The sequence below is a fragment of the Rhodovulum sulfidophilum DSM 1374 genome, assembly GCF_001633165.1.
Taxonomy (GTDB): domain Bacteria; phylum Pseudomonadota; class Alphaproteobacteria; order Rhodobacterales; family Rhodobacteraceae; genus Rhodovulum; species Rhodovulum sulfidophilum.
Genome location: NZ_CP015418.1, coordinates 3,007,312 through 3,033,491, shown reverse-complemented (window position 1 = coordinate 3,033,491; position 26,180 = coordinate 3,007,312). Strand labels below are relative to the sequence as shown.

Sequence of the window (26,180 nt, the reverse complement as noted above, 5' to 3'; positions counted from 1 at the left end):
CACGCGATGCGTCTGAGATCCGCCGTCCTGCCGACCTCCGACAGCTTCCGGGCCAATCGCGCGGCCCATCTCGAGGCCCTGCGCGAGGTTTCCGAGGCCGCGGCGCTGGGCGCGGCGGGCGGGGGCGAGGCCGCGCGCGCCCGCCATGTCGCGCGGGGCAAGATGCTCCCGCGCGAGCGGGTCGCGAACCTGCTGGACCCCGGCAGCCCGTTTCTGGAAATCGGCGCGACTGCCGCCCACGGGCTTTATGACGGCGCCGCGCCCTGCGCCGGGGCCATTGCCGGGATCGGCCGGGTCGAGGGGCAGGAGGTCATGGTTCTGGCCAATGACGCCACGGTGAAGGGCGGCACCTATTACCCGATGACGGTCAAGAAACACCTCCGCGCCCAAGAAATCGCGGCCGAGTGCCATCTGCCCTGCCTTTATCTCGTCGATTCCGGCGGGGCGAACCTGCCCAATCAGGACGAGGTCTTCCCCGATCGCGACCATTTCGGGCGGATCTTCTACAACCAGGCGCAGATGTCGGCTGCAGGCATCCCGCAGATCGCCGTCGTCATGGGCTCCTGCACCGCGGGCGGCGCCTATGTGCCCGCCATGTCCGATGTCACCATCATCGTCCGCGATCAGGGCACGATCTTCCTTGCCGGGCCGCCGCTGGTGAAGGCTGCCACCGGCGAGGTCGTCTCGGCCGAGGATCTGGGCGGCGGCGATGTCCATACAAGGCTGTCGGGCGTGGCCGACTACCTGGCCGAGGACGATGCCCATGCACTGGCGCTGGCCCGCCGCGCCGTGCGCCATCTGAACCGCGAACGCCCCGCCACCGTCCGCTGGGAAACGCCCGAAGATCCGGCCTGCGATCCCGAGGAAATCCTTGGCGTCGTGCCCGCCGATCTGCGCATGCCGTATGACATCCGCGAGGTGATCGCGCGGCTCACTGACGGCTCGCGCTTCGACGAGTTCAAGCCCCGCTTCGGCGAGACCCTCGTCACCGGCTTTGCGCATGTCATGGGCTGCCCGGTCGGGATCGTCGCCAATAACGGCGTGATCTTCTCCGAGGCTGCGCAGAAGGGCGCGCATTTCATCGAGCTCTGCGCCCAGCGCGGCACGCCCCTCGTCTTCCTGCAGAATGTCACCGGCTTCATGGTCGGCCGCAAATACGAGAACGGAGGCATCGCGCGGCACGGCGCCAAGATGGTCACGGCGGTCGCGACCGCTGCGGTGCCCAAGATCACCATGCTGGTCGGCGGCAGCTTCGGCGCGGGCAATTACGGCATGGCCGGCCGCGCCTATTCGCCCCGCTTCCTCTGGAGCTGGCCCAATTCCCGGATCTCGGTGATGGGCGGCGAGCAGGCCGCGGGCGTTCTCGCCACCGTCAAACGCGACGCCATCGAACGCGCGGGCAGCAGCTGGTCGCCCGAGGAGGAGGCCGCTTTCAAACGCCCCACCATCGAGATGTTCGAGGCCCAAAGCCACCCGCTCTACGCTTCGGCCCGGCTCTGGGATGACGGCATCATCGATCCGCGCAAATCCCGCGAGGTTCTCGCGCTTTCGCTCTCGGCCGCGCTGAACGCGCCGATCCCCGACACCCGCTTCGGCCTCTTCCGGATGTGACGCGCATGCCCGTTCTTCTTGGCAGAAATACTCCGGGGGGTGCGGGGGGCTGGTCCCCCGCCGCGACGACAGCCACGAAAGGCACGCCATGTTCCGCAAGATCCTGATCGCCAATCGCGGCGAGATCGCCTGCCGGATCATCGCCACCGCCCGCCGCCTCGGCATCAGGACCGTCGCCGTCCATTCGACGGCCGATGCCCGCGCCGCCCATGTGGCCATGGCCGACGAGGCGGTCGCGATCGGCCCGCCCGCGCCCGCCGACAGCTACCTGCGCGCCGACCGCATCATCGAGGCCGCGCTGAAAACCGGCGCCGAGGCGATCCATCCGGGCTATGGCTTCCTGTCGGAAAACCCCGATTTCGTCACGGCGGTCGAGGCCGCGGGCCTCACCTTCATCGGCCCCTCGGCCGAGGCGATCCGGGCCATGGGCCTCAAGGACGCGGCCAAGGCGCTGATGGAACAGGCGGGCGTGCCCGTCGTGCCCGGCTATCACGGTGCCGATCAGGACGATGCCCATCTCGAGGGCGCGGCCGAGGCCATCGGCTGGCCGGTGCTGATCAAGGCCGTGGCGGGCGGCGGCGGCAAGGGGATGCGGGCGGTCGCCCGTCCGGCCGATTTCGCCGCCGCGCTGGCCTCCGCCCGGTCCGAGGCCGGGGCCGCCTTCGGCAACGAGGCGGTGCTGATCGAGAAGCTGATCGAACGCCCCCGCCATCTCGAGCTGCAGATCTTCGGCGACGGCACCGACGCGGTTCATCTTTACGAACGCGACTGCTCGCTTCAGCGCCGCCACCAGAAGGTGATCGAGGAGGCCCCCGCGCCCGGCATGACCCCCGAGATGCGCGCCGCCATGGGCGAGGCCGCAGTGCGGGCGGCCCGCGCCATCGGCTATCGCGGCGCGGGCACGGTCGAGTTCATCGTCGACGCGTCCGACGGGCTCCGCCCCGACCGGTTCTGGTTCATGGAGATGAACACCCGGCTGCAGGTCGAGCATCCCGTGACCGAGGCCGTGACCGGGCTCGATCTGGTGGAATGGCAGCTCCGCATCGCCGCCGGCGAGGGCCTGCCGCTGACCCAGGACCGGATCCCGCTGACGGGCCATGCCTTCGAGGCCCGCCTTTACGCCGAGGATGTGCCCGCTGGCTTCCTGCCCGCCACCGGGACCCTGGCGCATCTGGAATTCCCCGAAACCGTCCGTGCCGATACCGGCGTGCGGACGGGCGATACGATCAGCCCGTGGTACGATCCGATGATCGCCAAGATCGTGGCGCATGGACCGACCCGCGCCGTCGCGCTGAACCGGCTGGCCCGGGCGCTCGAGGATACGCAGGTCGCGGGCACCGTCACCAACCTGGCCTTCCTTGGCCGTCTTGCCCGGCACCCGGGTTTTGCCCGGGGCGAGGTCGATACCGGCCTCATCGACCGCGAGATCGACCTTCTGGCCGAAAGCCCCGCGCCCGCCCGGGTGATCGATGCGGCGGCACTGCTCGAGGCCGCGGCTCCCCCCGCCGGGCCGCTGGCGGGCTTCACCCTCTGGGCCCCGCTCCGGCGCCGCGTGACGCTGCGCCGCGATGGCGAGGAGGTCACGGGAACGCTGCTTTTCGAGGGTCCGGCCCGCGCGACCGTCGAGATCGGCGAAACGGTGCTCGACGCCCGTCTTGGGCCCGAAGGCTGGCGGATCGACGGCGCCTTGCCCGGGGCCGTGCTGCGGGCGGGCGGTGCGATCCATGTCTTTGCCGGGGCCGATGGCAGTTTCAGCTTCACCCCGGTCGATCCGCTCGACCGCGCGGCGGCGGCGGGCGCCGGGGCGGATGTGATCGAGGCGCCGATGCCGGGGCTGCTCAAGACCCTCGCGGTGAGCGAGGGCGATCATGTTGCCGCGGGCCAGCCTCTGGCCGTGCTCGAGGCGATGAAGATGGAGCATATGCTGGCGGCGCCCCGTGCGGGCATCGTGGCCGAGGTGCTGGCCGCGCCCGGCGCCCAGGTCGAGGCCGGGGCGGCGCTGATACGGCTGACGCCGGAGGAGGAGGATGCCTGACCGGGTCGAGATCTTCGAGGTCGGGCCGCGCGACGGGCTGCAGAACGAGCCCCGTGCGATTCCGCTGGCCGAGAAGATCGCGCTGATCGACCTGCTCAGCGGGGCAGGCTTCCGGCGGATCGAGGCGGCCAGCTTCGTGCGCCCCGAACGGGTGCCGCAGATGGCCGATGGCGCCGAGGTGCTGGCGGGCATCCGCCGGGCGCCGGGCCTGCGCTATGCCGCGCTCACCCCCAATATCCGCGGCTATGATCGTGCCCGTGCCGCCGGAGCCGACGAGATCGCGATCTTCGCCTCGGCCTCCGAAGGGTTCAGCCGCGCCAATATCAACGCCTCCGTCGATGAGAGCCTCCGCCGTTTCGCCCCGGTCGCCGTGGCGGCGCGGGCCGACGGGCTGCCGATGCGCGGCTATATCTCCTGCGTGACCGACTGCCCCTATGACGGCCCGACCCCGCCCGGCGCGGTCGCGGCGCTGGCAGAGCGGCTGCTGGCGCTGGGCTGCTACGAGATCAGCCTTGGCGACACCCTCGGCAGCGCCAGGCCCGAAACGGTGGGCGCGGTGTTGCGCGCGGTTCTGGCGGTCGCCCCGCCCGAACGCTTCGCGGGGCATTTCCATGATACCGGCGGCCGGGCCATGGCCAATATCGAGGTGGCGCTCGACGCGGGGCTCCGGGTGTTCGACGCCGCGGCCGGCGGGCTTGGCGGCTGTCCCTTCGCCCGGGGCGCGCCCGGCAATGTCGCGACCGAGCGGGTGGCGGCGCGGCTCGCCGCCCTCGGGCTGAGGACCGGGCTCGATCCCGACCGCCTGGCCGAGGCCGCGGGCTTCGCGCGGCGGATGCGCGGCGGCCCGTCCGGGGCCGGATCTTTCGCTTGAAACGGGGCGATTTATCGCATCCATGAACACCCTGTCCGAGGCGCATGATGCGATTCGGAAAAGGAGCGCCCCATGGACCACACCGCCGGCCGCTGTCCCTTTGCTGCCCAGCGCGAGACGCATAGCGGCTTCCATCCTTTGCACCTGCGCCGCTCGATCCTCAATCGCGAGGTTCTGCGTCCGGTCCTGCGCCAGCTCGGGCTCGAGACCATGCCCCACGATCCCCATGTGACGCTTGCCCATAGCACGGTCCCGGTCGACTGGGGCCTCAAGGTTTTCGAGCCGGACCCGCACCGGATCGCGATCACCCCGCAAAAGCCGCGCTTCGAGCGCGGCGCGGCGGGCGGGGTCGATCTGGTCTTCGGGGCGCCCGAGCTAGAGGCCCGCTGGCAGGCGCTGCGCGATGCCGGGGCGGTCTGGGATCTGCCGCCCTTCGTGCCGCGCGTGGCGTTCGGCCCCGCGCCGGCCGAGCTTCCGTCGATCTGCTTTTTCACCGGGCCGGTGCTGTTCGGCCCCGAATGGCGCGCGACGCCCGATTGCGTGAAGGCGGACGCGCCGCAGTCTTCGGCTAAGGCCTGATCCGGCGGGGCGGACCGGCCCGCACCGGACAGCGCCCGAGAAGGCCCGCCATGGCGTCGAGCCGCGCGATCCGGGCGGCCGCGCCCCGGGGCAGGGGGGCCCGGCCGGTCTCGTCATAGAAGATCGCGGTCAGCCCCAGCGCGGCGGGTGCGGTGACGTCCCAGACCGGATCGTCGCCCAGCATCCAGGCCTCGCCGGGCGCGGTGTCGAGCCGCGCCAGCAGGCGCAGATAGGCGCGCGGATCGGGCTTGCCGAAGCCTGCCTCCTCCTCGATCTGGATCGCCCCGAAGAAGGGCGCAAGCCCGAAACGCGCGAGCTTGGCGCGCTGCCGGGCGCCCGATCCGTTGGTCAGAAGCCCCAGCCGCAGACCGCGCGCGTGCAGCTCTTCCAGCATCCCGCGCGCGCCCGGTTTCAGCGTGATCGCCTCTTCGAGATAGGTCTCGAACCGGTCGGCGATGCGGTCGGCATCGATCCCGTGCAGCGGGTCCGACCCGGCCGGCCGGGCGAGGTTCAGCCGGTGGAAGGCCGAGCGCACCACCCGCCGCCGGGTCGCGTCGCCCTCGAGCCGCCAGAGCTTGCGGCCCTCCTCGTCCGACAGGAAGCTCAGCACCCGGTCCAGCACCTCGGCCGTGACCCAGCGGGTCGAATGCTCGCCCAGCGCATCGGCATGCTCGGCGATGATCGCGGCCCAGGTCCGCTCGGGCTGGCGATAGGCGGTCAGCAGCGTGTCGTCGAGATCGAGAAGGAGGGTCCGGGGCGGGCGCATGGCTCAGGCTTTCGCGGCCTCCCTGAAGGCGGTTTCGGCCGCGGCGAGGGCCTGGTCGGTGGGCGCGGGCCAGCCCGCGGCGGCGAGTGCTGCGCCAAGCCTGGCAAGATCGCCCAGCACATTGTCCAGGCGGGCGCGCGGGCCGGTATGGTTCAGCCGGATCACCCGCGCGCCGGCCGCGCCGGTGCCCGCGCTGAGCGTGTCGCCCGCGACATGGGCCAGAACCCCGGCGGCGGACAGCCCCTCGGGCAGGGCCAGGGCGGTGACAAGCGCCGAGGCCTCGGCGGGCGGCACCCATTCGGTGCCGGTCAGCGCGCGCGCGCCGGCACGGGCGGCGGCGGCGGCGCGGGCATGGCGGGTGCGGATCGCCTCTGGCCCTTCGGCCTCGACCCGGGCAAGCGTCTGGGCGAGGGCATGGAATTCGAGCGCCGAGGGCGTGCCCGGCAGCGCGCCCCGGCCGGTTTCAAGCCAGTGCGCGCGCAGATCGCCGAGCGACAGGATCGAGGGCGCGGCACCGGGCGGGGCGATCCGCTCCCATGCGGCGGGCGAGACGGCGATGGCCGAGGTTCCGGCCGGTCCCCCCAGCGCCTTTTGCGGCCCCATCACGGCGATATCGATCCCCAGCGCGTCGAGCGCGAGCGGGTGGCCGCCCAGCGAGGCCACGGCATCGACCGCCAGCAACACGCCATGGGCCCTGGTCAGGGCCGCGATCTCGGCCAGAGGGTTGAGGATGCCGGTCGCGCTTTCGGCATGGACGAGGGCGACCAGATCGAAGCGGTCGGTGACCAGCGCCTCTGCCACGGTTGCGGCGGCGACCGGATGTCCCGGCGCCCGGCCCGCGATCTCGGTCACCTCGGCGCCGGCGCGCCGCAGCCATGCGCCGAACCACTGCCCGTAAGGCGAGGTCGCGATATTCAGGACCTTGCGGCCCGGCGCGCCGATCGAACTTGCCACCGCCTCCAGCGCCACCATCGCCTCGCCCTGCACCAGCAGCACATCGTTGCGGGTGCCCATCAGCCGTCCGATGGCATCGGCAAGCGGGGCGAAGCCTTCGGCCGGAAAGTCCGGCGCATCGGGCAGCGGCAGCCAGAAGGGGGCGGGCAGGGCGGTCATGGAAGGGCCTCTTCGGCGGGGATTTCGGGCACGGCAGCGATCAGGCGGCGCAGGATCTCGCTGCGGGGTGCGGCCAGCAGCGCCTCGGTCGGGCCGGTCTCGACGATCCGGCCGGCCTCCATCACCGCGATCCGGTGCGACAGGGCGCGGGCGACGGCCAGATCGTGGCTGACGAAGAGATAGGCCAGCCCCCGCTCGCGCTGCAACCGGGCCAGCAGCTCCAGCACATGGAACCGGAGCGAGGCGTCGAGCGCCGAGACCGCCTCGTCGAGCAGCACGAGTTTCGGCCGGGGCGCGATGGCGCGGGCGATGGCCACGCGCTGGCGCTGGCCGCCCGACAGCGCCTCGACCGGGCGGCGGGCCAGATCGGGCGAAAGCCCGACCTCGCTCAGCAGCCTCGCGACATGCTCGGGCCAGTCCGGACGGGGGGCGATCCGGTGCAACCGCAACGGCTCGCTCAGCGCGCCCGCGACGGTGGCGCGGGGATGAAAGGCGGCGGCGGGGTCCTGAAACACCATCTGCATCGCCCCGCGCGCCTGGCGCAGGGCGCGACCGCGCAGCGCGCCCCAGTCCTGTCCGTCAAAGCGGATCTCGCCCGCATCGGGCTCGGTCAGCCGGGTCAGCACGCGGGCCAGCGTGGACTTGCCGCAACCCGAGGGGCCGATCAGGCCCAGCGTCTCGCCTGGCGCGATGGTCAGGCTCACCCCGTCAAGCGCCCGGATGCGGCGCGGGCCGGGATAGGTCTTGGCAAGGTCGCGGGCATCGAGCAGCGGGCTCATGGCGCGTCCCCGACAAGGCGCGGGCTGCTCAGGTCGAGATGGGCGGCCAGAAGCGTCCGCGTATAGGCCTCGCGCGGGCGGTGCAGCACCCTTGCGGCGGGGCCGGTCTCGATCAGCCGGCCGTCATGCAGCACCGCGATCCGGTCGGCAAGCCCGCCCGCCAGCGCCATGTCATGGGTGATGAACAAAAGCGTCATCCCCTCGGCCTCGACCAGCCCGCGCAACAATTCCGCGATCTCGGCCTGCACCAGGACGTCAAGCGCGCTGGTCGCCTCGTCCGCGATCAGCAGGCGCGGTCCGGCCGCGATGGCAAGCGCGATGGCGATCCGCTGGCGCTGCCCGCCCGAGAACTGGTGTGGATAGGCGGCGAGCGCGCGGTCGGGATCGGGGATCCGGACGCGTTCAAGCAGCTCGGCGGCACGGGTGCGGGCCGCCTTGCGCGACAGCGGCAGATGGGTGCGCAGCACCTCGTCCAGATGGCGGCCGACCGACAGGAGCGGGTTGAGGCTGCCGCCCGGGTCCTGGAACACGTAGCCGATGTCGCGGCCCGGCCGGGGCAGGGGCTCGGTCCAGTCGATCCGGCCCGAGACCTCGGTGCCGGCGGGCAGCAGCCCGGCCAGGGCACGGGCGAGCGTCGATTTGCCCGAGCCGGATTCGCCGATCACCGCGAGTTTCTCGCCGGCGAAAAGCGCAAGGCCCAGATCGCTCAGCGCGGGGATGCGCGCACCCGGATAACGGATGCCGAGGGCGGTAAGGGTGAGAAGCGGCGTCATCTGTTCCTGCGCCCCGACAGGATGTCGGTCAGCGCCTCGCCCAGAAGATAGGTCGAGATCACGGTCAGGACCAGCGCGATGCCGGGGATGATCGACAGATAGGCGGCCGAGCGCAACTGGTTGCGGCCCTCGGCGATCATCGCCCCCCAGGTGATCGAATTGGGGTCGCCGAGCCCGAGGAAGGACAGCGCCGCCTCGGTCAGCACCGCCGCGGCGACGATGACCGAGGCCACCGCCAGGACCGGCGGCAGCGCAAGCGGCAGGATCTGGCGGAAGGCGATCTCGGCCGGGGACATGCCCATGACCCGGGCCGCGGCGACGAAATCGGTCTCCCGCAGGCTCAGAACGCGGGCGCGGGCCAGCCGCGCGGGCCCGGTCCAGGCGCCAAGCGCGATGGCCAGAACCACGATGCCCAGCGACGGTCCCGCGGCCGAGACGAAGGCCAGCGCCAGCAGAAAGCCCGGCACGATCTGGAAGGCATCGACGAGGCGCATCAGAACCGCTTCGGTCAGTCCGCCGGCAAAGCCCGCCGCGGTGCCGATGCTCATGCCGAGGAGGACCGCGACAAGGGCCGCCGAAAGCCCCACGCTGACCGAGGTCCGCGCGCCGTGGATCAGCTCGGCCAGAAGATCGCGGCCGAGCCGGTCGGTGCCGAGCGGCAGAGCCGGGTCGGTGAAGGGCGGGATCAGCGGAGCACCCGCGATGGCCAGCGGATCGCCGGGCGCGATCAGCGGCGCGAAGACCGCGACCAGGATCAGGGCCAGCAGGATCGCGGCCCCGAACAGCGCTTCGGGGCGGCCGAGCAGGGCTTTAGCCACGGTCGCTTCCCCCGCCTGCGCCGATCCGGGGATCGAGCCAGCCATAGGCCAGATCGACCATGAGATTGGCAATGACGACCATCAGCGCCGAGGTCAGGATTACCGCCAGCAGCAGCGGCGCGTCGCGCCCGGCCACGGCCTCCTGGGCAAGCCTGCCGAAGCCCGGAATGGCAAAGACGCTTTCGATCACCACCGAGCCTCCCAACATCGCCGCCGATTGCAGCCCCAGCATGGTGACCAGCGGCAGGATCGCGTTTCGCGCGGCATGGTTCAGCGTGATCCGCCAGTCGGAAAGCCCGCGCGCCCGCGCGGCAAGGGTATAGTCCTCGCCCCAGGCCTCGGCCATGCCCGCGCGCATGATCCTGAGAAACAGCGCGAGATAGATCATCCCCAGCGCCGCCACCGGCAGCACCAGATGGCGCGCGATGTCGGCGGCGCGTGCCAGCCCGGTCTTGCCCGAGGCGATGGTCTCGATCCCCGAGACCGGCAGCCAGCGCAGCTGCACCGCGAAGACGATGGCCAGCACCAGCCCGAGCCAGAAGCTCGGGATCGAGTAAAGCACCAGCGAGCCGCCCGACAGCAGCCGGTCGAGCATCGCGCCCGGTCGCCGTCCGGCCAGTACCCCGAGGCCCGAGCCCAGCAGGAAGGACAGCGCCGTGGCGCTTCCCATTAGCCAGAGCGTGTTCGGCAACCGCTCGGCGATCAGCGCGCCGATCGGGCGGTTCAGCGCCAGCGACCAGCCGAGATCGCCCCGCGCATATTGCCCGAGGGTGAAGGCCAGCCGTTTCCAGGCCGGGCCGTCAAGCCCGTATTCCGCGCGCAGCCCGGCTGCCATCTGCGCATCGCCCCCGCCCATCGACAGCAGATAGGCATCGACCGCGTCGCCGCCGGCGCGGTCGAGCAGCAGGAATACCCCCACCAGCACGATCAGCAGGACCGGCAGACTGCCCGCGAGCCGGGCCAGAACGATCCGTATCATCCGCGGCATCGCGGCGCTTCCGTTCCGGCGCTCATTGCGACAGGCCGGTATCCGCCCAGTTCGACACCACCCAGCGCGGATTGGTGGCGACGCCGGTCACCTTGTCCGAAACCACCGAGGTGAAGCTCCAGTCGGCGACGTTGATGATCGGCAGATCGGCCGCGACCATCCGCTGGAGCTTTTTGTACAGCGCCACCCGGGCGGCGGGGTCGAGCGTCACCAGCGCCTCGTCGATCACCGCGTCGAGTTCGGGATCGGCATAGCCGCCCTGATTGGAGAAGGGCACGCCCGGCGGCATGCCCGAGCGCAGAAGGATGGTGGTCGAGATCGCCGGATCGGCGCGGAAGACGGTGGGCGCGATGGCCAGATCGAAGGCGTGATCGGTATAGACCGCCCGGATATGGCCCGCCGCGTCATGGGGCACGATCCGGGCGTCGATGCCGATGGCGGCCAGCGCCTGGCGCAGGTAGTCGCCGAACTGGCGCGTCTCCGAGAAATAGGGCGCGGGCAGCAGCCGCAGGCCAAATCTGGTGCCGTCGGGACCTTCGGGATAGCCCGCCTCGTCCAGCAGCGCCTTGGCGGTTTCGATGTCGAACGGGTAGGTGGCGACATCGGGGGTGTAGAAGGTGGGATCGTTGGCCGGGACCGGGCCGGTGGCGGCTTCGGCATAGCCGAGGAAGATCGTCTTCAGCACGAAGTCCCGGTCGATGGCATGGGCGATGGCCTGCCGGACCTTCAGCTTGGACAGGGCCTCGGTGCGGTGGTTGATCTCGACAGTCAGCTGGTAGGTCAGCGCCTCATAGCCCTTGGTCACGACCTCGAGCCCCGGCACCCGGCCGATCCGGTCCAGATCGGACAGCGGCACCGCCGAGAAGGCCGCAAGATGGACCTCGCCCGCCTCGAGCGAACTGGCCGCCGCGGCGCGGTCGGGCAAGACCCGGAACACGATATCGTCCAGCAGCGGAAGGCCCTCGCCCCAGTAGCTGTCATTTCTGCTCAGCAGGTAATATTCGCCGGGGCGGTGCTTGCCCCATCTGAACGGGCCGGTCCCGATCGGCGCCGCATTGGCCGGGTTGGTGGCGATGTCCGTGCCCGCGTAGAGATGTTTCGGCAGTACCGAGGACACCACCGGCAGCGCATTGGCGATCAGTTGCAGCGGCATCGGCTGCGAGAAGCGGAAGACCGCGGTCAGCGGGTCGGGGGTCTCGACCGCCTCGAGATTGGCAAAAAGCGCGCGGCCGATATTCTGCAGGGGCTTCCAGACCTCCATCGCCGAGAAGGCGACATCGGCCGAGCTGAAGGGCGTGCCGTCATGCCACAGAACCCCCTCGCGCAGGGTGAAGGTAACGCTGTGCCCGTCCTCCGAGCCCTCCCAGCCGGTCGCCAGAAGCGGCCTCAGCCCGCCGGGCGCGTAGCTGGCCTCGGCCAGCGGCTCGATCACCTTCGAGGTGATGAAGAAGACCCCGTTCGAGGCGACGATGGCCGGGTTGAGCTGGCGCGGCTCGCTGTCGGCGGCGACGATCAGGCGCCCGCCTCCGGCCGCATGCGCGCGCCCCCACAGCGCCGTTGAGCCAAGCAGGGCGGCGGTGCCGGTCAGGAGGCTGCGGCGGGAAATCGTGGCAAGCATTGGAACCATGTCCTTATCTGAGCCGGCGATTGCGCCGCCGCCCGGCGGCAGGCTGGCACCGTCCGGCCCGGGGTGCAAGAGCGCGCGGGACGGGAGGACCGGAATGGCGACAGCGCCACCGGCGCAAGGGGCGGTCCCTGCCTGTGGCGGAGCTGCCCGCTATTTCAGGGGGTTGCCGTCCCGCACCTTGCTTTGGAATTCCATCAGAAACCAGAAGCTGCGGTCGATCTGACGTCCGAAGCACTGGCGCAGGCGCCGGGTATATTCGCCGTTCCGGTCCTGTTGGCGCGCGGTCAGGAACCGGCTGAAATCGGCGATCAGCGCGGCCTTGCCGGGCGGCGCGACCACGGCATAGGGCTCGATCGAGATCGCCGCCGGGATCAGCCTCAGCTCGTCCTTGAACCTGGCGAGGGAGGAGGCGGTCGTTTCAGTCTCGCTATCGTCAAGCGCCTCGAAGCGTGCCGCGATAGCCTCGGGCAGTTCCATCCGCCGGGGCAGCTTGTCCAGATGCTGCCAGTACCAGGCCAGGATGTGATGGTCGCCGACCAGAACGTCGATGCCCTTCGGTCCCGGGGCGCGCAGGGCCAGAATGGCCTCGGCCGTGCTGTCGAAGCCGACGGCACGCTCGAGCCCGTCGAGCGAACAGCTCTTGTTGCGGCGAATGAACTCCTGCCAGGTCTCGATCCGCCGCGGGTCGAGGACGCGGTCCTGCATGCCCGGTGCGGATGTCGTGCCGTTGACGACGCCGACCCTGCAGGACGTGCCCTCGGCCTGGGCGAAGCGGGCATTCACCAGCGCCGAGGTGCTGGTCAGGAAGGTGTAGGGCGAATGCGGGACCGAGGCCGCCAGCGTGACGGTGGCCGTGGTCGCACCGCAAAGCATGTCGAAAGGCGGAGCCTCGGCGGCAAGCGCGTCATGACGTTTGTCGACCGCGACCGGCACCGCCTCCACTTGGGGGCCTGCGCCGCGGCAGCGCGAGAGCAGATCGAGCAGATAATCCCGGCAAAGCCCGACAGTGTAGCCGGCATAGCCGCCGAGCAGTCCCTCTTCCTCGTATCCGCAGGTCGCAGACAGATCGGGCGCCCGGGCCTCGGGGTTGATTCGGAATGAAAAGGGAGGTGCGTCCTCGCGCAGCCCGACCCGGATCGTGGCGGAACAGACCCCATCCGCTGCTCTGTCGCGGCTCTGGGCCGGTCCGGGCTGCCCGCTGACGGTGAAAATGAATATCGCAATAAAACAATTCCGTATCATGTCTCTCTCATGGCTGGATTGTTCTGTGCGGCGCATCTCTTGGCGCGTCGTCAAATAGGTATTTCTTGAATAATTGGAATTATGGTAAACAATTTTACGGGGAATGAGAAATTATTATTCGAGGCGGACCGATGCTCGTGAAGATTTTCTGGTCGCTGGTTTTTGCTGTCGCATTTTCTTTATCTATAAATTCCGGCGGTCTTGCGGATCTGGAGGCCCAGTTGCGGGCGATGCCCGTGGGATTCGATGTGATCGTCCGGGGCGGCCTGCCTGGCGAAGGCGAACGCAGGGCGGTCACGCTTCTGGCGGCGCTTTTGGTGCTGGGGCTTTTCGCTCGCCGCTTCAACGGCTGGCCCAACGGCGCCCGCGGTCCGGTGGGCTTTCCCGAGCACGGGCCGCGCTATTTCACGACCCGGTTCCGGTTCTGCGCCTGGGCGCTGCTTTACGGATCGGTGATCGCGGGCGCGTTTCTGGTCGTGGTGTTCTTTCCGACGCTGGCGGATCAGGCGGTGGCACTGCTGTTTCCGGTGATGCCCGGCAATCCGTTCCTCAGCCAGATCGACAAGGTGCTGCCCTCGGCGCCGCCGGGCGGGGGCACGCAGTGGTCGCTGGCCGCGGCGGTCGGCATCGCGGCGGCCTTCTATACCTCGGACTGGGAAAGGATGCTGCGCGAGCGGTTCCAGAACAACGCGCTGATCCCGCGGCAGGCCGAGCAGCTGTTCGAGGAATTCACCAGGTTCGAGGCCGTCGTTCCGGTCGAGTCCCATTTCGGCGACCGGTTCATGATGCAGTTCCGCGAACGCGATGATCTGCCGACCTACCATCGGATCGATCTCGATCCGGAACAGGCCGAACTGGCGCAGATGCGTCTGGAGCGACTGGCCCGGGTCGAGTTCATGCACTGGCGGATGACGCAGGGCGACTTGCCCGAAGAGGTCGCCGCGCGACTGGCCGAACATGTGCCGTTGCGCCAGCGGCTGCTCGACAAGCTGGCGGCGATCCGGGACGAGGCATTGGCGATCGACCTGCAGCTGGTGCAGGTCACGAACCTGCTGCTGTGCCACCTGGTCGAAGCGCAGCGGCCCGACTTCCGCCGACGGCTCGGGCAGGCCGCGGGGCTCGATTGCGAGCAGGATCGGATCGAGACGTTTCCGGTCTCGCGGCTCGACGACGTTATCCCGGTTCTCGAGGACGAGCTTCGGCGGATTGCCGAGGCCGAGCCGGTGCCGATGGGATGGCAGGGCGAGGGCGACGGTGCCGCCGGGCAAGCCATCGAGGCGCTGCAGGAGCAGGTCGCCAGTCTGCGCGCGCTCTTGCCGCTTTGCGTCACGGGGCTCGAGGTTCAGCGCGGACGGCTGCGCGATCTGAGCGCGAGGCTCGAGGATCTCTGGTGCGAGACCTTGCGCTTTGCGATCTGCATCGGCCTTGCCGCGCCCTATGCCAGCGGCAAGCGCTTCTTCTGTGCGCTCGGCCTGCGCGCCAGGATGGGCTATGACGTCAATCTCAGCATCGTGCTGGCGGTTCCCATGGGGCTGTGCTTCTTCTGCGCGGTCGCGTTGCTGAGCGGCCAGTCTTCCGCCCATGCACCCGGGGCCAATCTGGAGGGGGCTGAGCTATTGCAACGCGTCAGGATGCTTCTGGGAGGCATGAAGATCGCCGCGACCGAGCGTCCGCTCTGGCTCATCCTCGGCGGCTTCTTCATCGGCTGGCCGCTGCTTCAGGGCTGCTATGTCGGCAGCGCATTGGCACATGGCCGCCAGACCGAGGGCGGCTTCGGACGGCCCGGCGCGCTGCGGCCGCTGGACTATCTGATCTCCTTCGTGATGATCTGGTCGGTCCTGGTTCCCGGGGTGGCGGCGCTGATCTATGTGCTTGGCTTTTCCGCGGCTTTTCCCGATGTCTATGTCGGCGCTCTGGCCTATGCGCCGGTGTCTGCCCTCTGGGGCGTCATGGTCAGCATTACCTCGATGCGCGCCTTCGATACGCAGGCCGAGGGTCCGGCGATCCGGATCTGGGAGAGCGTGATTTTCCTGCTGCTGGTGGCGGTGGGCGTGGTGGTGGCCGAGATCTGGATCGGGTCGGTTGATCCGGAGAGCGATACCCCCTTCAATGCCGGCCGGTTCTGGAACCTGCTGTTTCTGGCGTCAGCGCTGACCATGGTGCTGATCGGGGCGATCCTGCTCGCGACGTCGTCCAAGGTGAGCGGCAAACTCCGACGCATGCAGGGCGCGCGCCTGACGCCGCTTCGCCCCGCCTATCCGGCCTAGCGCGACGCGCCCGGCCGAGGGCCTTTCCTTTCCATCGCTGCGTCGGTTTTCTCGGTTGAATGCGCCGCTGCGGCTTGCGACTTTCATCCCTGTCCCAGGCAAGGAGTCGCCCCATGGTTCAGCCGCTTTCCGATCTGATCCGTCAGGGGCGCGGGCTCGTTCCGGCCGATCTGGTGCTGAAGGGCGGGCAGGTTCTCGACGTGGTGACCGGCGAGACGGTGCCTGGCGATGTCGCGATCTGCGGCGAGACCATCGTCGGCATCGGCGCCGAGTATGACGGGCGCGAGACCATCGACGTCTCGGGGCTGACGCTGGTGCCGGGCTTCATCGACACCCATCTGCATATCGAAAGCTCGCTGGTGACGCCCCTGGAATTCGACCGCTGCGTCTGTCCGCGCGGCGTGACGACGGCGATCTGCGACCCGCATGAGATCGCCAATGTGATCGGGGTCGAGGGTATCGAATATTTCCTCGAGGCCGCGACCCGCACGGTGATGGATATCCGGGTGAACCTGTCCTCCTGCGTGCCCTCGACCGGGATGGAGACCGCGGGCGCGCGGATCGAGGCGGCGGATCTGCTGCCGCTCAGGGATCACCGCCAAGTCATCGGGCTGGCCGAGATGATGAACTATCCGGGCGTTCTGATGCAGGAGCCGGGCGTTCTGGCCAAGCTCGAGGCATTTCGCGACGGCCATGTCGACGGCCATGCGCCGCTTTTGTCGGGCAGGGATCTGAACGCCTATATCGCCGCTGGCATCCGCACCGAGCATGAGGCGACGACGGCCGCCGAGGCCCGCGAGAAGCTGCAGAAGGGGATGCGGGTGCTGATCCGCGAGGGCTCGGTCTCGAAGGACATGGCGGCGCTGCGCCCGCTGCTGACCGAGCTGAGCTCGGCCTATATGTGCCTGTGCACCGACGACCGGAACCCGCTGGATATCGCCGAAGAGGGGCATCTGGATCACATGATCCGCTGGATGATCGCCCAGGGCACGCCGGTGCTGGCGGCCTATCGCGCGGCCTCGCTCTCGGCGGCAGAAGCCTTCGGGCTGAAGGATCGCGGCCAGATCGCGCCGGGCAAACGGGCCGATATCGTGGCGGTCGCGGACCTGGCCGAGTGCCGGGCGCAGCTTGTGCTGTCGGGCGGACGGGCGGCCACGGCCGCGGCTTTCGCGGCGCGCGAGGCGGTGGCGCCGGTCGGGCGGGGCTCGGTGACGGCGCCGAAGGTCACGGCGGCCAGTTTCCGGGCGGCCTCGAACGCGGCCGAGACCCATGTGATCGGGATCCTGCCGGGCAAGATCCTGACCGAGCATCTGGTCGAGGACATGCCCCCGGAGGGCGGCGAGAAGCGCGCCGATCCGGAGCGCGATCTGGCCAAGGTCGCGGTGGTCGAGCGGCACGGCAAGAACGGCAATGTCGCGGTCGGCTTCGTGCGGGGCTTCGGGATGCAGCGGGGCGCCATCGCCTCGACCGTCTGCCACGATCATCACAATATCGTCGCGGTCGGCATGTCCGAGGCCGACATGGCGCTGGCCGCGACCCGGCTTTCCGAGATCGAGGGCGGGTTCGTCGTGGCCGAGGGCGGCAAGGTGCTGGCCGAACTGGCGCTGCCGGTGGCGGGGCTGATGAGCCTCGAGACCTTCGAGACGGTCGAGGCGCGGCTGAAGGATCTGCGCGCGGCGGCGAAATCGCTGGGCGTGGTGCTGGAAGAGCCGTTCCTGCAGCTGGCCTTCATCGCGCTGCCGGTGATCCCGGCGCTGAAGATCACCGACCGCGGGCTGGTCGATGTCGAGAAATTCGAGATCATCGGCTAGGGGCGCGCCAGTTCGGTCTTGTGGCCGGGCCCGCGTCCCTGTCGGGCCTTGGCGGGGTGCTGACAAAGTCCCGGCCTGCCCGCGCGGGGATCAGAGCCCCCCATTCCGGGGAACTCTCCTTGCGCGGGCAAATCGTAAAAGAGACGATGAGATGGACGAAAATCGCGCCGTGACGGTGTTGTATCGGCAGCCTGTCAGCGCGGCAGGGCGGCGGCCTCGCGGGCAAGCGCGGTGATCGCGTCCCAGTCGCCGGCGGCGACCTTGTCCTTCGGCGCGATCCAGGAGCCGCCCGCGCAGATCACGTTGGGCAGGCTCAGGTAGCTTGCGGCATTGGCCGGGCTGACGCCCCCGGTCGGGCAGAAGCGGATCTGCGGCAGCGGGCTTGCCAGCGCCTTCAGGGCTGGGGCCCCGCCCGCGGCTTCGGCGGGGAAGAATTTCTGCACCGTGTAGCCGCGTTCCAGCAGGATCATCGCCTCGGTCGCGGTCGCGGCGCCCGGCAGCAGCGGCAGGTCGCCTGCGCGTGCCGCATCGAGCAGCGCGGGCGTGGCGCCGGGCGAGACCCCGAAGGTGGCGCCCGCCGCCGCCGCGGCCTCGACATCGGCGGGGGTCAGGAGCGTGCCCGCGCCGACCACGCCACCCTCGACACCCGCCATCTCGCGGATCGCGTCGAGCGCGGCAGGCGTGCGCAGCGTGACCTCGAGCACCGGCAGGCCGCCCGCGATCAGTGCCTCGGCCAGCGGCCGGGCGCGTGCGGCATCCTCGATCACCAGCACCGGGATGATGGGGGCGCGGCGGCAGATCTCTTCGGTGATCTCGCTGGCGGCATTGGGGGTCATTGGCGGTCCTTTCGCGCGGATATCCACTGTTGCAGGGGTATTTAGGCCAAGAAGAAGGGGTCAGACAACGATCCCCGCCCCTTCGGCTGCGGATTTCGCATTGGCGCGGAAGGCCGCGAAGAGTTCGCGCCCCAGCCCGGTCTCGTTGGCCGAGAGGTCGGGGGTGACGGGGGCGCGGTCGAGGGCGCCTTCGGTCCGCACCTCGAGCCGGCCCGCGGGCGCGTCGAGCCGGATCACGTCGCCGTCGCGCAGCCGGGCGAGCGGGCCGCCATCGGCGGCCTCGGGCGAGACATGGATCGCGGCGGGCACCTTGCCGGAGGCGCCCGACATCCGGCCGTCGGTGACCAGCGCGACCTTGAGGCCGCGATCCTGCAGCACCGAAAGGGTGGGGGTCAGGGCGTGGAGTTCGGGCATCCCGTTGGCGCGCGGCCCCTGGAAGCGGACGACGACGATGGTGTCCGAGGTGAACTCGCCACGCCGGAACGCGGCCTTGACCTCTTCCTGGTCCTGGAAGATGCGCGCGGGGGCCTCGATCACATGGCGCTCGGGGGCCACGGCCGAGATCTTGATGATGCCGCGCCCGAGATTGCCGTCGAGGGCGCGCAGCCCGCCCGTCTTCTGGAACGGATCGGCGGCGGTGCGCAGGATCTTGTCGTTGAGGCTTTCGCCCGCGCCCTCGCTCCAGGTCAGGCGGCCATCGACGAGCTTCGGTTCCTGCGTGTAGCGGGCGAGGCCCTCGCCCGCGACGGTCAGGGTGTCGGGATGCAGCAGGCCCGCCTCGAGCAACTCGCCGATCATGTAGCCCAAGCCCCCGGCGGCGTGGAAATGGTTCACGTCGGCCAGCCCGTTGGGATAGACGCGGGCCATCAGCGGTGTGATTTCCGACAGGCGCGCGAAATCCTCGATGTCGAGGAGGATGCCCGCGGCGCGCGCCATGGCGGGCAGGTGCAGCACGAGATTGGTGGAGCCCCCCGTCGCCATCAGCCCGACGATGCCATTGGCGAAGGCGCGTTCGTCCAGAACCCGGCCCGCGGGGGTGTAGCGGTTGCCCAGGGCGGTGATTTCCAGCGCCCGTTGCGCGCCCGCGACGGTCAGCGCGTCGCGCAGGTCCGTGTTGGGGGTGACGAAACTGGCGCCCGGCAGGTGCAGCCCCATCAGCTCCATCAGCATCTGGTTGGAATTGGCGGTGCCGTAGAAGGTGCAGGTGCCCGGGCCGTGATAGCTTTCCATCTCGGCCTGCATCAGCTCGTCCCGGCCGATCTCTCCGGTGGCGTATTTCTGGCGGACCTTCGATTTCTCATCATTGGGCAGGCCGCTTGTCATCGGCCCCGCGGGCAGGAACACCGCCGGGATATGGCCGAAGCTTGCCGCAGCGATCACGAGGCCCGGCACGATCTTGTCGCAAACGCCCATGAAGAGCGCCGCGTCAAAGCAGTTATGGCTGAGCGCGACGCCGGCTGACAGTGCGATCACGTCGCGCGAGAACAGCGACAGCTCCATCCCGGTCTGGCCCTGGGTGACGCCGTCGCACATGGCGGGCACGCCGCCCGCGACCTGGGCCGTGGCCCCTGCCGTGCGCGCGGCGTCGCGGATCAGCGCCGGGAAGCGCTCGAAGGGCTGATGCGCCGAGAGCATGTCATTATAGGCGGTGACGATCCCGAGATTGGGCGCGCGGCCCACGGCCAGGCGGTCCTTGGCCTCGCCCGAGGCGGCATAGGCATGGGCCTGGTTGCCACAGGTCAGATGGGCGCGGGCCGGGCCCTGGTCTGCGGCGCGTCCGATCCGGTCGAGATAGGCGGCGCGGGTTTCGGCCGAGCGGCTGGCAATGGCTTGGGTGACCTCTTCCAGCACTGGATGAAGCGGCATAACGGGTCTCCTGTCGCGGGCTTTCGTGCCACTTATAGGGCGTTAGCGCTAACGGGGAAAGGGGCGGCGGGGGCTGCGAATCCGCTTCACGTCGCCCGCGCGAGGCCCTAGAGGGAAGCGATGAGCATCGATTATCCGACGATCCGCCTCATGCCCAAGGCCGAAGCGCGCGCCATCCGGCATGGTTTTCCATGGGTTTATTCCGACGAGCTGGTCATGGACCGGCGCACCAGGGCGCTGGCGCCCGGTAGTCTGGCGGTGCTGGAGGATACCGAGCGACGGCCGCTGGGCCTGGCCGCGGTCAATCCGCTGTCGCGGATCGTGGCGCGGGTGATCGACCGCGATCCCGAGGCCGAGATCGATAGCGCCTGGTTCGCCGCCCGGATCGGGCAGGCGTCGCGCCTTCGCGAGCGGCTTTACCAGCAGCCCTTCTACCGGCTTGTCCATGCCGAGGCCGACGGGCTGCCGGGGGTGGTCATCGACCGTTTCGGCGACACGGCGGTGGTGCAGCCCAACGCGGCCTGGGCCGAGCTTCGGCTGGAGGCGCTGGTCGAGGCGCTGCGGCAGGTCACGGGCGTCGGCACCGTGGTCAAGAACGGCTCGGGCCGGGTGCGCGGGCTCGAGGGACTGGCCGAGGAGACGCTGGTCCTGACGGGCGCGCTTGAGGGCCCGGTGCCGGTGCCGATGAATGGCGCGACCTACATGGCCGATCTGACCGGCGGGCAGAAGACGGGGCTGTTCTACGATCAGCGGCCGAACCATGCCTTCGCGGCGGGGCTGGCGCAGGGCGCGCGGGTGCTCGACGTCTTTTCGCATGTCGGCGGCTTCGCGCTGGCAGCACTCGCGGCGGGGGCGGAAAGCGCGCTGGCGGTCGACGGTTCCGAGCCCGCTCTGGCGCTGGCCGAGGCGGGCGCCCGGGCCTCGGGCCTCGACGCACGGTTCGCGACCCGGAAGGGCGATGCCTTCGACACGCTGGCGGCTCTGGATGCCGAAGGCGCGCAATTCGATCTGGTGATCTGCGATCCGCCCGCCTTCGCCCCCTCGAAGAAGGCGTTGGATGCGGGGCTCCGGGCCTATGAGCGGGTGGCGCGGCTGGCGGCGACGCTGGTGGCGCCCGGCGGCTATCTGGTCCTTTGTTCCTGTTCGCATGCCGCCGATCTGGCGAAATTCCGGGCGGCCAGCGCGCGCGGCATCGGCAAGGCCGGGCGACGCGGGCCGATCGTCTATACCGGCTTTGCCGGTCCCGATCACCCGGTGCTGCCGCAGCTGGCCGAGTCGGGCTATCTGAAGGCGCTGGCCTTCCGTCTGACCGAATGAAGGTCCTGCTGGACGCCTGCGTGCTTTACCCGACCGTGCTGCGCGAGATCCTTCTGGGCGTCGCGCGCCGGGGCGGCTTCACCCCGCTCTGGTCGGCGCGCATCCTCGAGGAATGGGCGCGGGCCGCGCGCAAGATCGGCCCGACCGGCGAGGCGCAGGCGCGGGCCGAGATCGCGCTGCTGCGCGCGGCATGGCCGGGGGCGGAGGTGGCGCCGCGGGCCGGGCTCGAGGCGCGGCTCTGGCTGCCCGATCCGAATGATGTGCATGTCCTGTCCGCGGCCATCGCGGGCGGGGCCGATCTTCTGCTGACCTTCAATGCGCGCGACTTTCCCGGTCATCTGCTGGCCGCGGAGGCGCTGCGCCGTGCCGCGCCCGACGCGCTTCTGATGGATCTGTGGCTGGCCGATCCGGAGCCGGTCGAGGCGACGGTCGCCGAGGTGCATGACGCGGCCGAGCGGATCGCGGCCGAGACGCTGGACCGGCGCGCGCTGCTCAAGCGGGCGCGGCTGCCGCGGCTGGGCAAGGCCCTGGACACGCCCCGGGGCTGACGCGGCCGGAAACTGCGGGAAGCGCCGGCCACTCTCCGTCGCCTCCCGCAGACATGGCCCAACGACCATGGCAATGAAGGGAGATCGCTCTCCCGTGCGGTGCCCGTATCGAACCTCGGACCATTCCGACCCGATTTGCACGCCCGGAGTGACTCGGGCGCGGAGCCCACTGAGCCCGGCCGTCCCGATCCGCCGCACACCCCCCAATTGGGTTCGCCTATTATGCGCTTGCTGCAGCGCAGAAAAAACCGGGGGTTTTCCCCAATGCCCGGCCCGGCAAGGTCCGGCAGGGCCGGGCGCGAGGGAGGCTACGGAACGATCAGGCCAAATATCAGGGCCCGCGCAACGGCATGGGTGCGGTTCATGGCATGCAGCTTGGTCATCGCCGAGGCCATGTGATGCTCGACGGTCTTTTCCGAGATCGACAGCCGGAAGGCGATTTCTTTGTTGCGCAATCCGGTTGCCGCCCAGAGCAGGCATTCGCGTTCGCGCAGCGACAGCCGGACACTGCCGGGGGCGATTGCCGGCGTCTGTGCAAGCGCATGAAACAGCCGGGTTGCCGCGCAAATCGCGCTTCCGCTGGTGGCAAGGATATCGGCCGCCTCATCGCCACTGCGCGCCGAGAAGGCCAGCCCCGCGCCGCTGCGGTTCAGCGCCGACGCCCCCTTGAGCGGCAGCGTGAGGCCGAAACTCACCCCGAAATCCTCGCATAGATCCAGCACCTCGCGGCTCGCGGGATCGGTATCGAGACGGGCGTCGGGATGGGCCCAGTATAGCGGCGCCTCGGCCCCGGAGTCGCAGTAAAGCGCGCGCGGGTCGTGGTCGATCATCCCTTTTTCGGCATAAAGATGGGTGAAGTCGGCGGGAAAGGTCGAGCGATAGAGCATCTCCTGCGAAATCGTCCGCGACCTGACCGCCGGTGTCTGAGCATAGATGATACGCGACACACCGTGACTGTGCAGGTGGTCGTTGAACACCCGCCAGAGGGAATCGAACGAGGTTTGCGCGCGCAGAGTTTCGACGAAATCGAGGCATTGGGTGTCAACACTCATCAAGCTCAATTCCGGGCAACACGGCTCAGAGGTAGCAGGGGAAGAATTAAGGATTACCAAAGAAAAACGCTCAAATTTGTCGCTCCTAGGGTGTTTCCGGAACCGCCCACCGGGCTTCCAGAGCTTCGATCGCGGCGATGCGGTCCGCGGATTTCGGATGGCTCATCAGCCAGGCGGGCATTGCGCCACCCCGGCTTTGCGTGACGCGGTCGAGCTTGGCGAAAAGTGTCTTCTGCGGCGCGGTGCCGATCCCCGCCTTGGTCAGCAGTGCCGCGGCATAGGCATCCGCCTCATATTCGTCCTGACGGCTGAGCCGCGCCGCCAGAAGCGAGGCCAGCGCATTGGCGATATAGACGCCGATGCCGGGCAGGAACCGGCTCAGCACCATCGCCAGGGCCGTCCGCATCGCGTTCTGGCCCGAGAAATCTATCATCCGGCGGCGGCTGTGCCCCAGCGCGACATGGCCCAGCTCATGCGCGATGACGCTGGCCAGTTCTTCGGCGCTGACCTCGCCCGCGTGGTAGCGGTCGTGAAAGCCCCGGGTGATGAAGATCCGCCCGTCGGGTGCTGCCAGCCCGTTGACCGGCTCGATCTCGTAGATGTTGACGCGAATCCGCTGCAGGTCGAGCGCCTTGGCCATGCGATCGGTCAGCGCCTTCAGCCGCGCATCGGCCAGCTCTGACGACTGTGCATCGAGTTCGCGGCCGGTTCTCCAGGCCGAGAAGCGGTACATCGCGATGGCGTAGAGGGTCGCCAGAAGGATCGGGGTCAGCTTCAACATGTCGTTAGGATATGGGGCGGGCGGCGGCGGGTGCAATCCTGTACTCGTCCCTGTGCGGCGATGCCGGGCGGGCAGGGTGATAATCTTTGGTTATCGAAAATATCAATAATGCCAAATTATATAAATCACCAAGCTCTGCTACAAAGAGAGCAAGGGAGGAATCGGACGACACCTGTCCGCGCCGACGGTCATCGCGTCGGCAGATGGGGGCCGTTCCGCGTATCTTCTTGCAGACCCCAACCCCCAACCAAAGATCCGGAGGGAGACATGGACGGAAACGACAGACCGGCCGGCACATGCCCGGTATTGCACGCCACCTTCGGCGGCCAGTCGAACCGCGACTGGTGGCCGAACCAGCTTAACCTGCGCATCCTGCATCAGAACCCGTCCGCCGCAAATCCGATGCAGCCCGGCTTTTCCTATGCCGAGGCCTTCGGGGCGCTCGATCTGAACGCGGTCAAATCCGACCTGCGGGCGCTGATGACCGAGAGCCAGGACTGGTGGCCGGCCGATTACGGCCATTATGGCGGGCTTTTCATCCGCATGGCCTGGCACAGCGCCGGCACCTATCGCACCGCGGACGGACGCGGCGGCGGCGGCACCGGGAACCAGCGTTTCGCGCCGCTCAACAGCTGGCCCGACAACGTCAACCTCGACAAGGCCCGGCGCCTGCTCTGGCCGGTCAAGAAGAAATACGGCAATGCCATCTCCTGGGCCGACCTGATGATCCTGGCGGGCAATGTCGCGCTTGAAACCATGGGGCTCAGGACCTTCGGCTATGCCGGCGGGCGCGAGGATATCTACGAGCCCGAGGAGGACATCTACTGGGGCTCCGAGCGCGAATGGCTCGCCACCAGCGACAAGCCGCAAAGCCGCTATTCGGGGGATCGCGACCTGGAAAGCCCGCTGGCCGCGGTGCAGATGGGGCTGATCTACGTGAACCCCGAGGGGCCAGACGGCAATCCCGATCCGCTCGCCTCGGGGCGCGACATCCGCGAGACCTTCGCCCGGATGGCGATGAACGATTACGAGACCGTGGCCCTGACCGCGGGCGGCCACACCTTCGGCAAGTGCCACGGGGCGGGCGATGCCGCGCTGCTGGATGCCGAACCCGAGGCCGCGCCGCTGCAGGCGATGGGGCTGGGCTGGCTCAGCCGCCATGGCAGCGGAAAGGGCGCCGACGCGATCACCAGCGGCATCGAGGGCGCCTGGACGCCCAATCCCACCACTTGGGACATGGGCTATTTCGACGTGCTCTTCGGCTATGACTGGGAACTGACGAAAAGCCCGGCCGGGGCCTGGCAATGGACGCCGAAGGACCTGAAGCCCGAGGATCACGCGCCCGATCCCAAAACCGGCGAGCGCAATCGCAAGATCATCATGACCACCGCCGACATGGCGATGCGGATGGATCCGATCTACGAGCCCATCGCCCGCCATTTCCACGAGAATCCGGATGAGTTCGCCGATGCCTTCGCGCGGGCCTGGTTCAAGCTGACCCATCGCGACATGGGCCCGAAATCGCGCTATCTGGGCGCCGAGGTGCCGTCCGAGGACCTGATCTGGCAGGACCCGGTGCCGCCGGTCGATCATCCGCTGATCGAGGCCGCCGACATCGACGCGCTCAAGGCCAAGATCCTCGGCTCCGGGCTCACGGTGGCCGAGCTGGTTGCGACCGCCTGGGCCTCGGCCTCGACCTTCCGCGGCTCGGACAAGCGGGGCGGCGCCAATGGCGCGCGCATCCGGCTGGCGCCGCAGAAGGACTGGGAGGTGAACGAGCCCGAGCGGCTGACCCGGGTGCTGGAGGTGCTCGAGGGCATCAAGGCGGGTTTCGACGCGCGCGCCACGGGCGGCAAGCGGGTTTCGCTGGCCGATCTGATCGTGCTGGGCGGGTCGGCCGCGGTCGAGAAGGCCGCCGCCGAGGCGGGCACGCCCGTCGAGGTGCCCTTCGCACCGGGCCGCACCGATGCGAGTGCCGAACAGACCGACGTCGCATCCTTCGAGGTGCTCGAACCGCTGGCCGACGGTTTCCGCAACTATCAGAAGGGCGCCTGCAGCGTTACCGCCGAGGAATTGCTTCTCGACCGGGCGCAGCTTCTGACGCTGAGCGCACCCGAGATGACCGTTCTGGTCGGTGGGCTCAGGGTACTCGGCGCCAATGTCGGGCAAAGCCCGCATGGCGCCCTCACCGGACGGCCCGGGCAGCTGACGACCGACTTCTTCGTCAACCTGCTGGACATGGGAACGGCCTGGGCGCCGACCGATGCCGACGAGACCCTGTTCGAAGGTCGCGACCGGGCAAGCGGCGCGGTGAAATGGACCGGGACCCGGGTCGATCTGGTCTTCGGGTCGAACTCGCAACTGCGGGCGCTGGCCGAGGTCTATGCCCAGGACGACGCCGGACCGGCCTTTGCCGCGGATTTCGCCGCGGCCTGGGCCAGGGTGATGAACGCCGACCGGTTCGATCTGGTCTGAGCGTATGAGACCGCCCGGGGCGACG

Annotated in this window: 21 protein-coding genes; 9 read left to right on the top strand and 12 right to left on the bottom strand. The window is 69.4% G+C overall.

Features of this window, described 5'->3' with window-relative positions; all coding sequences use genetic code 11:
- Positions 1 to 6: 6 nt before the first annotated feature.
- The 4 genes from A6W98_RS14185 to A6W98_RS14170 all read left to right on the top strand — a co-directional run bounded on the left by A6W98_RS14185 (position 7) and on the right by A6W98_RS14170 (position 5,096).
- Positions 7 to 1,611 (top strand): carboxyl transferase domain-containing protein, encoded by a 1,605-nt coding sequence (locus A6W98_RS14185; protein ID WP_042462487.1) that lies wholly within the window; start codon positions 7 to 9, stop codon positions 1,609 to 1,611.
- Between the two features lie 88 nt (positions 1,612 to 1,699).
- The gene (locus A6W98_RS14180) at positions 1,700 to 3,646 is read left to right on the top strand and encodes an acetyl/propionyl/methylcrotonyl-CoA carboxylase subunit alpha (protein WP_042462485.1); all 1,947 of its coding nucleotides are present in this window, start codon (positions 1,700 to 1,702) and stop codon (positions 3,644 to 3,646) included.
- Complete coding sequence (locus A6W98_RS14175) at positions 3,639 to 4,517, top strand: hydroxymethylglutaryl-CoA lyase (RefSeq protein ID WP_042462483.1); 879 nt, start codon at positions 3,639 to 3,641, stop codon at positions 4,515 to 4,517. The genes A6W98_RS14180 and A6W98_RS14175 overlap by 8 nt, the downstream gene beginning before the upstream one ends.
- Positions 4,518 to 4,589: 72 nt before the next feature.
- Positions 4,590 to 5,096: a hypothetical protein gene (locus A6W98_RS14170; protein ID WP_042462481.1), complete on the top strand. Its 507-nt coding sequence runs from the start codon at positions 4,590 to 4,592 to the stop codon at positions 5,094 to 5,096.
- On the opposite strand, the gene A6W98_RS14165 is transcribed toward A6W98_RS14170, so the two are convergent.
- From A6W98_RS14165 to A6W98_RS14130, 8 genes are all read right to left on the bottom strand, one after another.
- The gene (locus A6W98_RS14165; protein ID WP_042462479.1) at positions 5,086 to 5,862 is read right to left on the bottom strand and encodes an HAD family hydrolase; all 777 of its coding nucleotides are present in this window, start codon (positions 5,860 to 5,862) and stop codon (positions 5,086 to 5,088) included. The two genes, A6W98_RS14170 and A6W98_RS14165, sit on opposite strands and share 11 nt — an antisense overlap.
- Positions 5,863 to 5,865: 3 nt before the next feature.
- Positions 5,866 to 6,975, bottom strand: a complete 1,110-nt coding sequence (locus tag A6W98_RS14160; protein ID WP_042462477.1) for an aminotransferase class V-fold PLP-dependent enzyme — start codon at positions 6,973 to 6,975, stop codon at positions 5,866 to 5,868.
- Positions 6,972 to 7,754, bottom strand: coding sequence for an ABC transporter ATP-binding protein (locus A6W98_RS14155; RefSeq protein WP_042462475.1), 783 nt, complete (start codon positions 7,752 to 7,754; stop codon positions 6,972 to 6,974). Before A6W98_RS14155 ends, A6W98_RS14160 begins: the two co-directional genes overlap by 4 nt.
- Positions 7,751 to 8,527: an ABC transporter ATP-binding protein gene (locus A6W98_RS14150; RefSeq protein ID WP_042462473.1), complete on the bottom strand. Its 777-nt coding sequence runs from the start codon at positions 8,525 to 8,527 to the stop codon at positions 7,751 to 7,753. Before A6W98_RS14150 ends, A6W98_RS14155 begins: the two co-directional genes overlap by 4 nt.
- Positions 8,524 to 9,345 carry an ABC transporter permease gene (locus A6W98_RS14145; RefSeq protein ID WP_231098282.1) on the bottom strand — a complete coding sequence of 274 codons (822 nt, stop codon included), beginning with the start codon at positions 9,343 to 9,345 and terminating at the stop codon, positions 8,524 to 8,526. Before A6W98_RS14145 ends, A6W98_RS14150 begins: the two co-directional genes overlap by 4 nt.
- Positions 9,338 to 10,333: an ABC transporter permease gene (locus A6W98_RS14140; RefSeq protein ID WP_042462471.1), complete on the bottom strand. Its 996-nt coding sequence runs from the start codon at positions 10,331 to 10,333 to the stop codon at positions 9,338 to 9,340. The genes A6W98_RS14145 and A6W98_RS14140 overlap by 8 nt, the downstream gene beginning before the upstream one ends.
- 22 nt (positions 10,334 to 10,355) lie before the next feature.
- Positions 10,356 to 11,960, bottom strand: a complete 1,605-nt coding sequence (locus A6W98_RS14135) for an ABC transporter substrate-binding protein (protein ID WP_247904408.1) — start codon at positions 11,958 to 11,960, stop codon at positions 10,356 to 10,358.
- A 150-nt stretch (positions 11,961 to 12,110) separates the two neighbouring features.
- Positions 12,111 to 13,202: a substrate-binding periplasmic protein gene (locus A6W98_RS14130; RefSeq protein ID WP_042462467.1), complete on the bottom strand. Its 1,092-nt coding sequence runs from the start codon at positions 13,200 to 13,202 to the stop codon at positions 12,111 to 12,113.
- A 221-nt stretch (positions 13,203 to 13,423) separates the two neighbouring features.
- On the opposite strand from A6W98_RS14130, the gene A6W98_RS14125 reads away from it, so the two are divergent.
- A complete protein-coding gene (locus A6W98_RS14125; RefSeq protein WP_155734815.1) occupies positions 13,424 to 15,469 on the top strand; it encodes a hypothetical protein in 2,046 nt (681 codons plus the stop codon).
- Between the two features lie 113 nt (positions 15,470 to 15,582).
- Complete coding sequence (gene ade, locus A6W98_RS14120) at positions 15,583 to 17,280, top strand: adenine deaminase (protein ID WP_042462462.1); 1,698 nt, start codon at positions 15,583 to 15,585, stop codon at positions 17,278 to 17,280.
- A 194-nt stretch (positions 17,281 to 17,474) separates the two neighbouring features.
- On the opposite strand, the gene eda is transcribed toward ade, so the two are convergent.
- Together eda and edd are read right to left on the bottom strand one after the other, a co-directional pair.
- A complete protein-coding gene (eda, locus tag A6W98_RS14115) occupies positions 17,475 to 18,116 on the bottom strand; it encodes a bifunctional 4-hydroxy-2-oxoglutarate aldolase/2-dehydro-3-deoxy-phosphogluconate aldolase (protein WP_042462460.1) in 642 nt (213 codons plus the stop codon).
- A gap of 60 nt (positions 18,117 to 18,176) precedes the next feature.
- On the bottom strand, positions 18,177 to 19,982 hold the full coding sequence (edd, locus tag A6W98_RS14110) for a phosphogluconate dehydratase (RefSeq protein ID WP_042462458.1): 1,806 nt from the start codon (positions 19,980 to 19,982) through the stop codon (positions 18,177 to 18,179).
- Between the two features lie 120 nt (positions 19,983 to 20,102).
- Here edd and A6W98_RS14105 point away from each other — a divergent pair, with 120 nt between their 5' ends.
- Positions 20,103 to 21,299, top strand: a complete 1,197-nt coding sequence (locus A6W98_RS14105) for an RSP_2647 family RNA methyltransferase (protein ID WP_042462456.1) — start codon at positions 20,103 to 20,105, stop codon at positions 21,297 to 21,299.
- On the top strand, positions 21,296 to 21,847 hold the full coding sequence (locus tag A6W98_RS14100) for an RSP_2648 family PIN domain-containing protein (protein WP_042462454.1): 552 nt from the start codon (positions 21,296 to 21,298) through the stop codon (positions 21,845 to 21,847). The genes A6W98_RS14105 and A6W98_RS14100 overlap by 4 nt, the downstream gene beginning before the upstream one ends.
- A 308-nt stretch (positions 21,848 to 22,155) precedes the next feature.
- Here A6W98_RS14100 and A6W98_RS14095 read toward each other — a convergent pair whose 3' ends face one another.
- Together A6W98_RS14095 and A6W98_RS14090 are read right to left on the bottom strand one after the other, a co-directional pair.
- A complete protein-coding gene (locus tag A6W98_RS14095) occupies positions 22,156 to 22,899 on the bottom strand; it encodes a helix-turn-helix transcriptional regulator (RefSeq protein WP_052678061.1) in 744 nt (247 codons plus the stop codon).
- 85 nt (positions 22,900 to 22,984) lie between these two features.
- Positions 22,985 to 23,680: a M48 family metalloprotease gene (locus A6W98_RS14090; protein WP_042462453.1), complete on the bottom strand. Its 696-nt coding sequence runs from the start codon at positions 23,678 to 23,680 to the stop codon at positions 22,985 to 22,987.
- Between the two features lie 267 nt (positions 23,681 to 23,947).
- On the opposite strand from A6W98_RS14090, the gene katG reads away from it, so the two are divergent.
- Complete coding sequence (gene katG, locus A6W98_RS14085; protein WP_042462450.1) at positions 23,948 to 26,155, top strand: catalase/peroxidase HPI; 2,208 nt, start codon at positions 23,948 to 23,950, stop codon at positions 26,153 to 26,155.
- The last annotated feature ends 25 nt before the right edge of the window (positions 26,156 to 26,180 follow it).

What these genes read in the sequence shown, in the direction of transcription:
- A6W98_RS14165 (WP_042462479.1), bottom strand. Translation starts at nt 5,862, where the DNA reads ATGCGCCCGCCCCGGACCCTCCTTCTCGATCTCGACGACACGCTGCTG.
- A6W98_RS14090 (WP_042462453.1), bottom strand. Translation starts at nt 23,680, where the DNA reads ATGTTGAAGCTGACCCCGATCCTTCTGGCGACCCTCTACGCCATCGCG.
- A6W98_RS14155 (WP_042462475.1), bottom strand. Translation starts at nt 7,754, where the DNA reads ATGAGCCCGCTGCTCGATGCCCGCGACCTTGCCAAGACCTATCCCGGC.
- ade (WP_042462462.1), top strand. Translation starts at nt 15,583, where the DNA reads ATGGTTCAGCCGCTTTCCGATCTGATCCGTCAGGGGCGCGGGCTCGTT.
- A6W98_RS14160 (WP_042462477.1), bottom strand. Translation starts at nt 6,975, where the DNA reads ATGACCGCCCTGCCCGCCCCCTTCTGGCTGCCGCTGCCCGATGCGCCG.
- A6W98_RS14150 (WP_042462473.1), bottom strand. Translation starts at nt 8,527, where the DNA reads ATGACGCCGCTTCTCACCCTTACCGCCCTCGGCATCCGTTATCCGGGT.
- A6W98_RS14180 (WP_042462485.1), top strand. Translation starts at nt 1,700, where the DNA reads ATGTTCCGCAAGATCCTGATCGCCAATCGCGGCGAGATCGCCTGCCGG.
- eda (WP_042462460.1), bottom strand. Translation starts at nt 18,116, where the DNA reads ATGACCCCCAATGCCGCCAGCGAGATCACCGAAGAGATCTGCCGCCGC.
- A6W98_RS14130 (WP_042462467.1), bottom strand. Translation starts at nt 13,202, where the DNA reads ATGATACGGAATTGTTTTATTGCGATATTCATTTTCACCGTCAGCGGG.
- A6W98_RS14105 (WP_042462456.1), top strand. Translation starts at nt 20,103, where the DNA reads ATGAGCATCGATTATCCGACGATCCGCCTCATGCCCAAGGCCGAAGCG.
- edd (WP_042462458.1), bottom strand. Translation starts at nt 19,982, where the DNA reads ATGCCGCTTCATCCAGTGCTGGAAGAGGTCACCCAAGCCATTGCCAGC.
- A6W98_RS14175 (WP_042462483.1), top strand. Translation starts at nt 3,639, where the DNA reads ATGCCTGACCGGGTCGAGATCTTCGAGGTCGGGCCGCGCGACGGGCTG.
- katG (WP_042462450.1), top strand. Translation starts at nt 23,948, where the DNA reads ATGGACGGAAACGACAGACCGGCCGGCACATGCCCGGTATTGCACGCC.
- A6W98_RS14095 (WP_052678061.1), bottom strand. Translation starts at nt 22,899, where the DNA reads ATGAGTGTTGACACCCAATGCCTCGATTTCGTCGAAACTCTGCGCGCG.
- A6W98_RS14170 (WP_042462481.1), top strand. Translation starts at nt 4,590, where the DNA reads ATGGACCACACCGCCGGCCGCTGTCCCTTTGCTGCCCAGCGCGAGACG.
- A6W98_RS14100 (WP_042462454.1), top strand. Translation starts at nt 21,296, where the DNA reads ATGAAGGTCCTGCTGGACGCCTGCGTGCTTTACCCGACCGTGCTGCGC.
- A6W98_RS14135 (WP_247904408.1), bottom strand. Translation starts at nt 11,960, where the DNA reads ATGGTTCCAATGCTTGCCACGATTTCCCGCCGCAGCCTCCTGACCGGC.
- A6W98_RS14140 (WP_042462471.1), bottom strand. Translation starts at nt 10,333, where the DNA reads ATGCCGCGGATGATACGGATCGTTCTGGCCCGGCTCGCGGGCAGTCTG.
- A6W98_RS14185 (WP_042462487.1), top strand. Translation starts at nt 7, where the DNA reads ATGCGTCTGAGATCCGCCGTCCTGCCGACCTCCGACAGCTTCCGGGCC.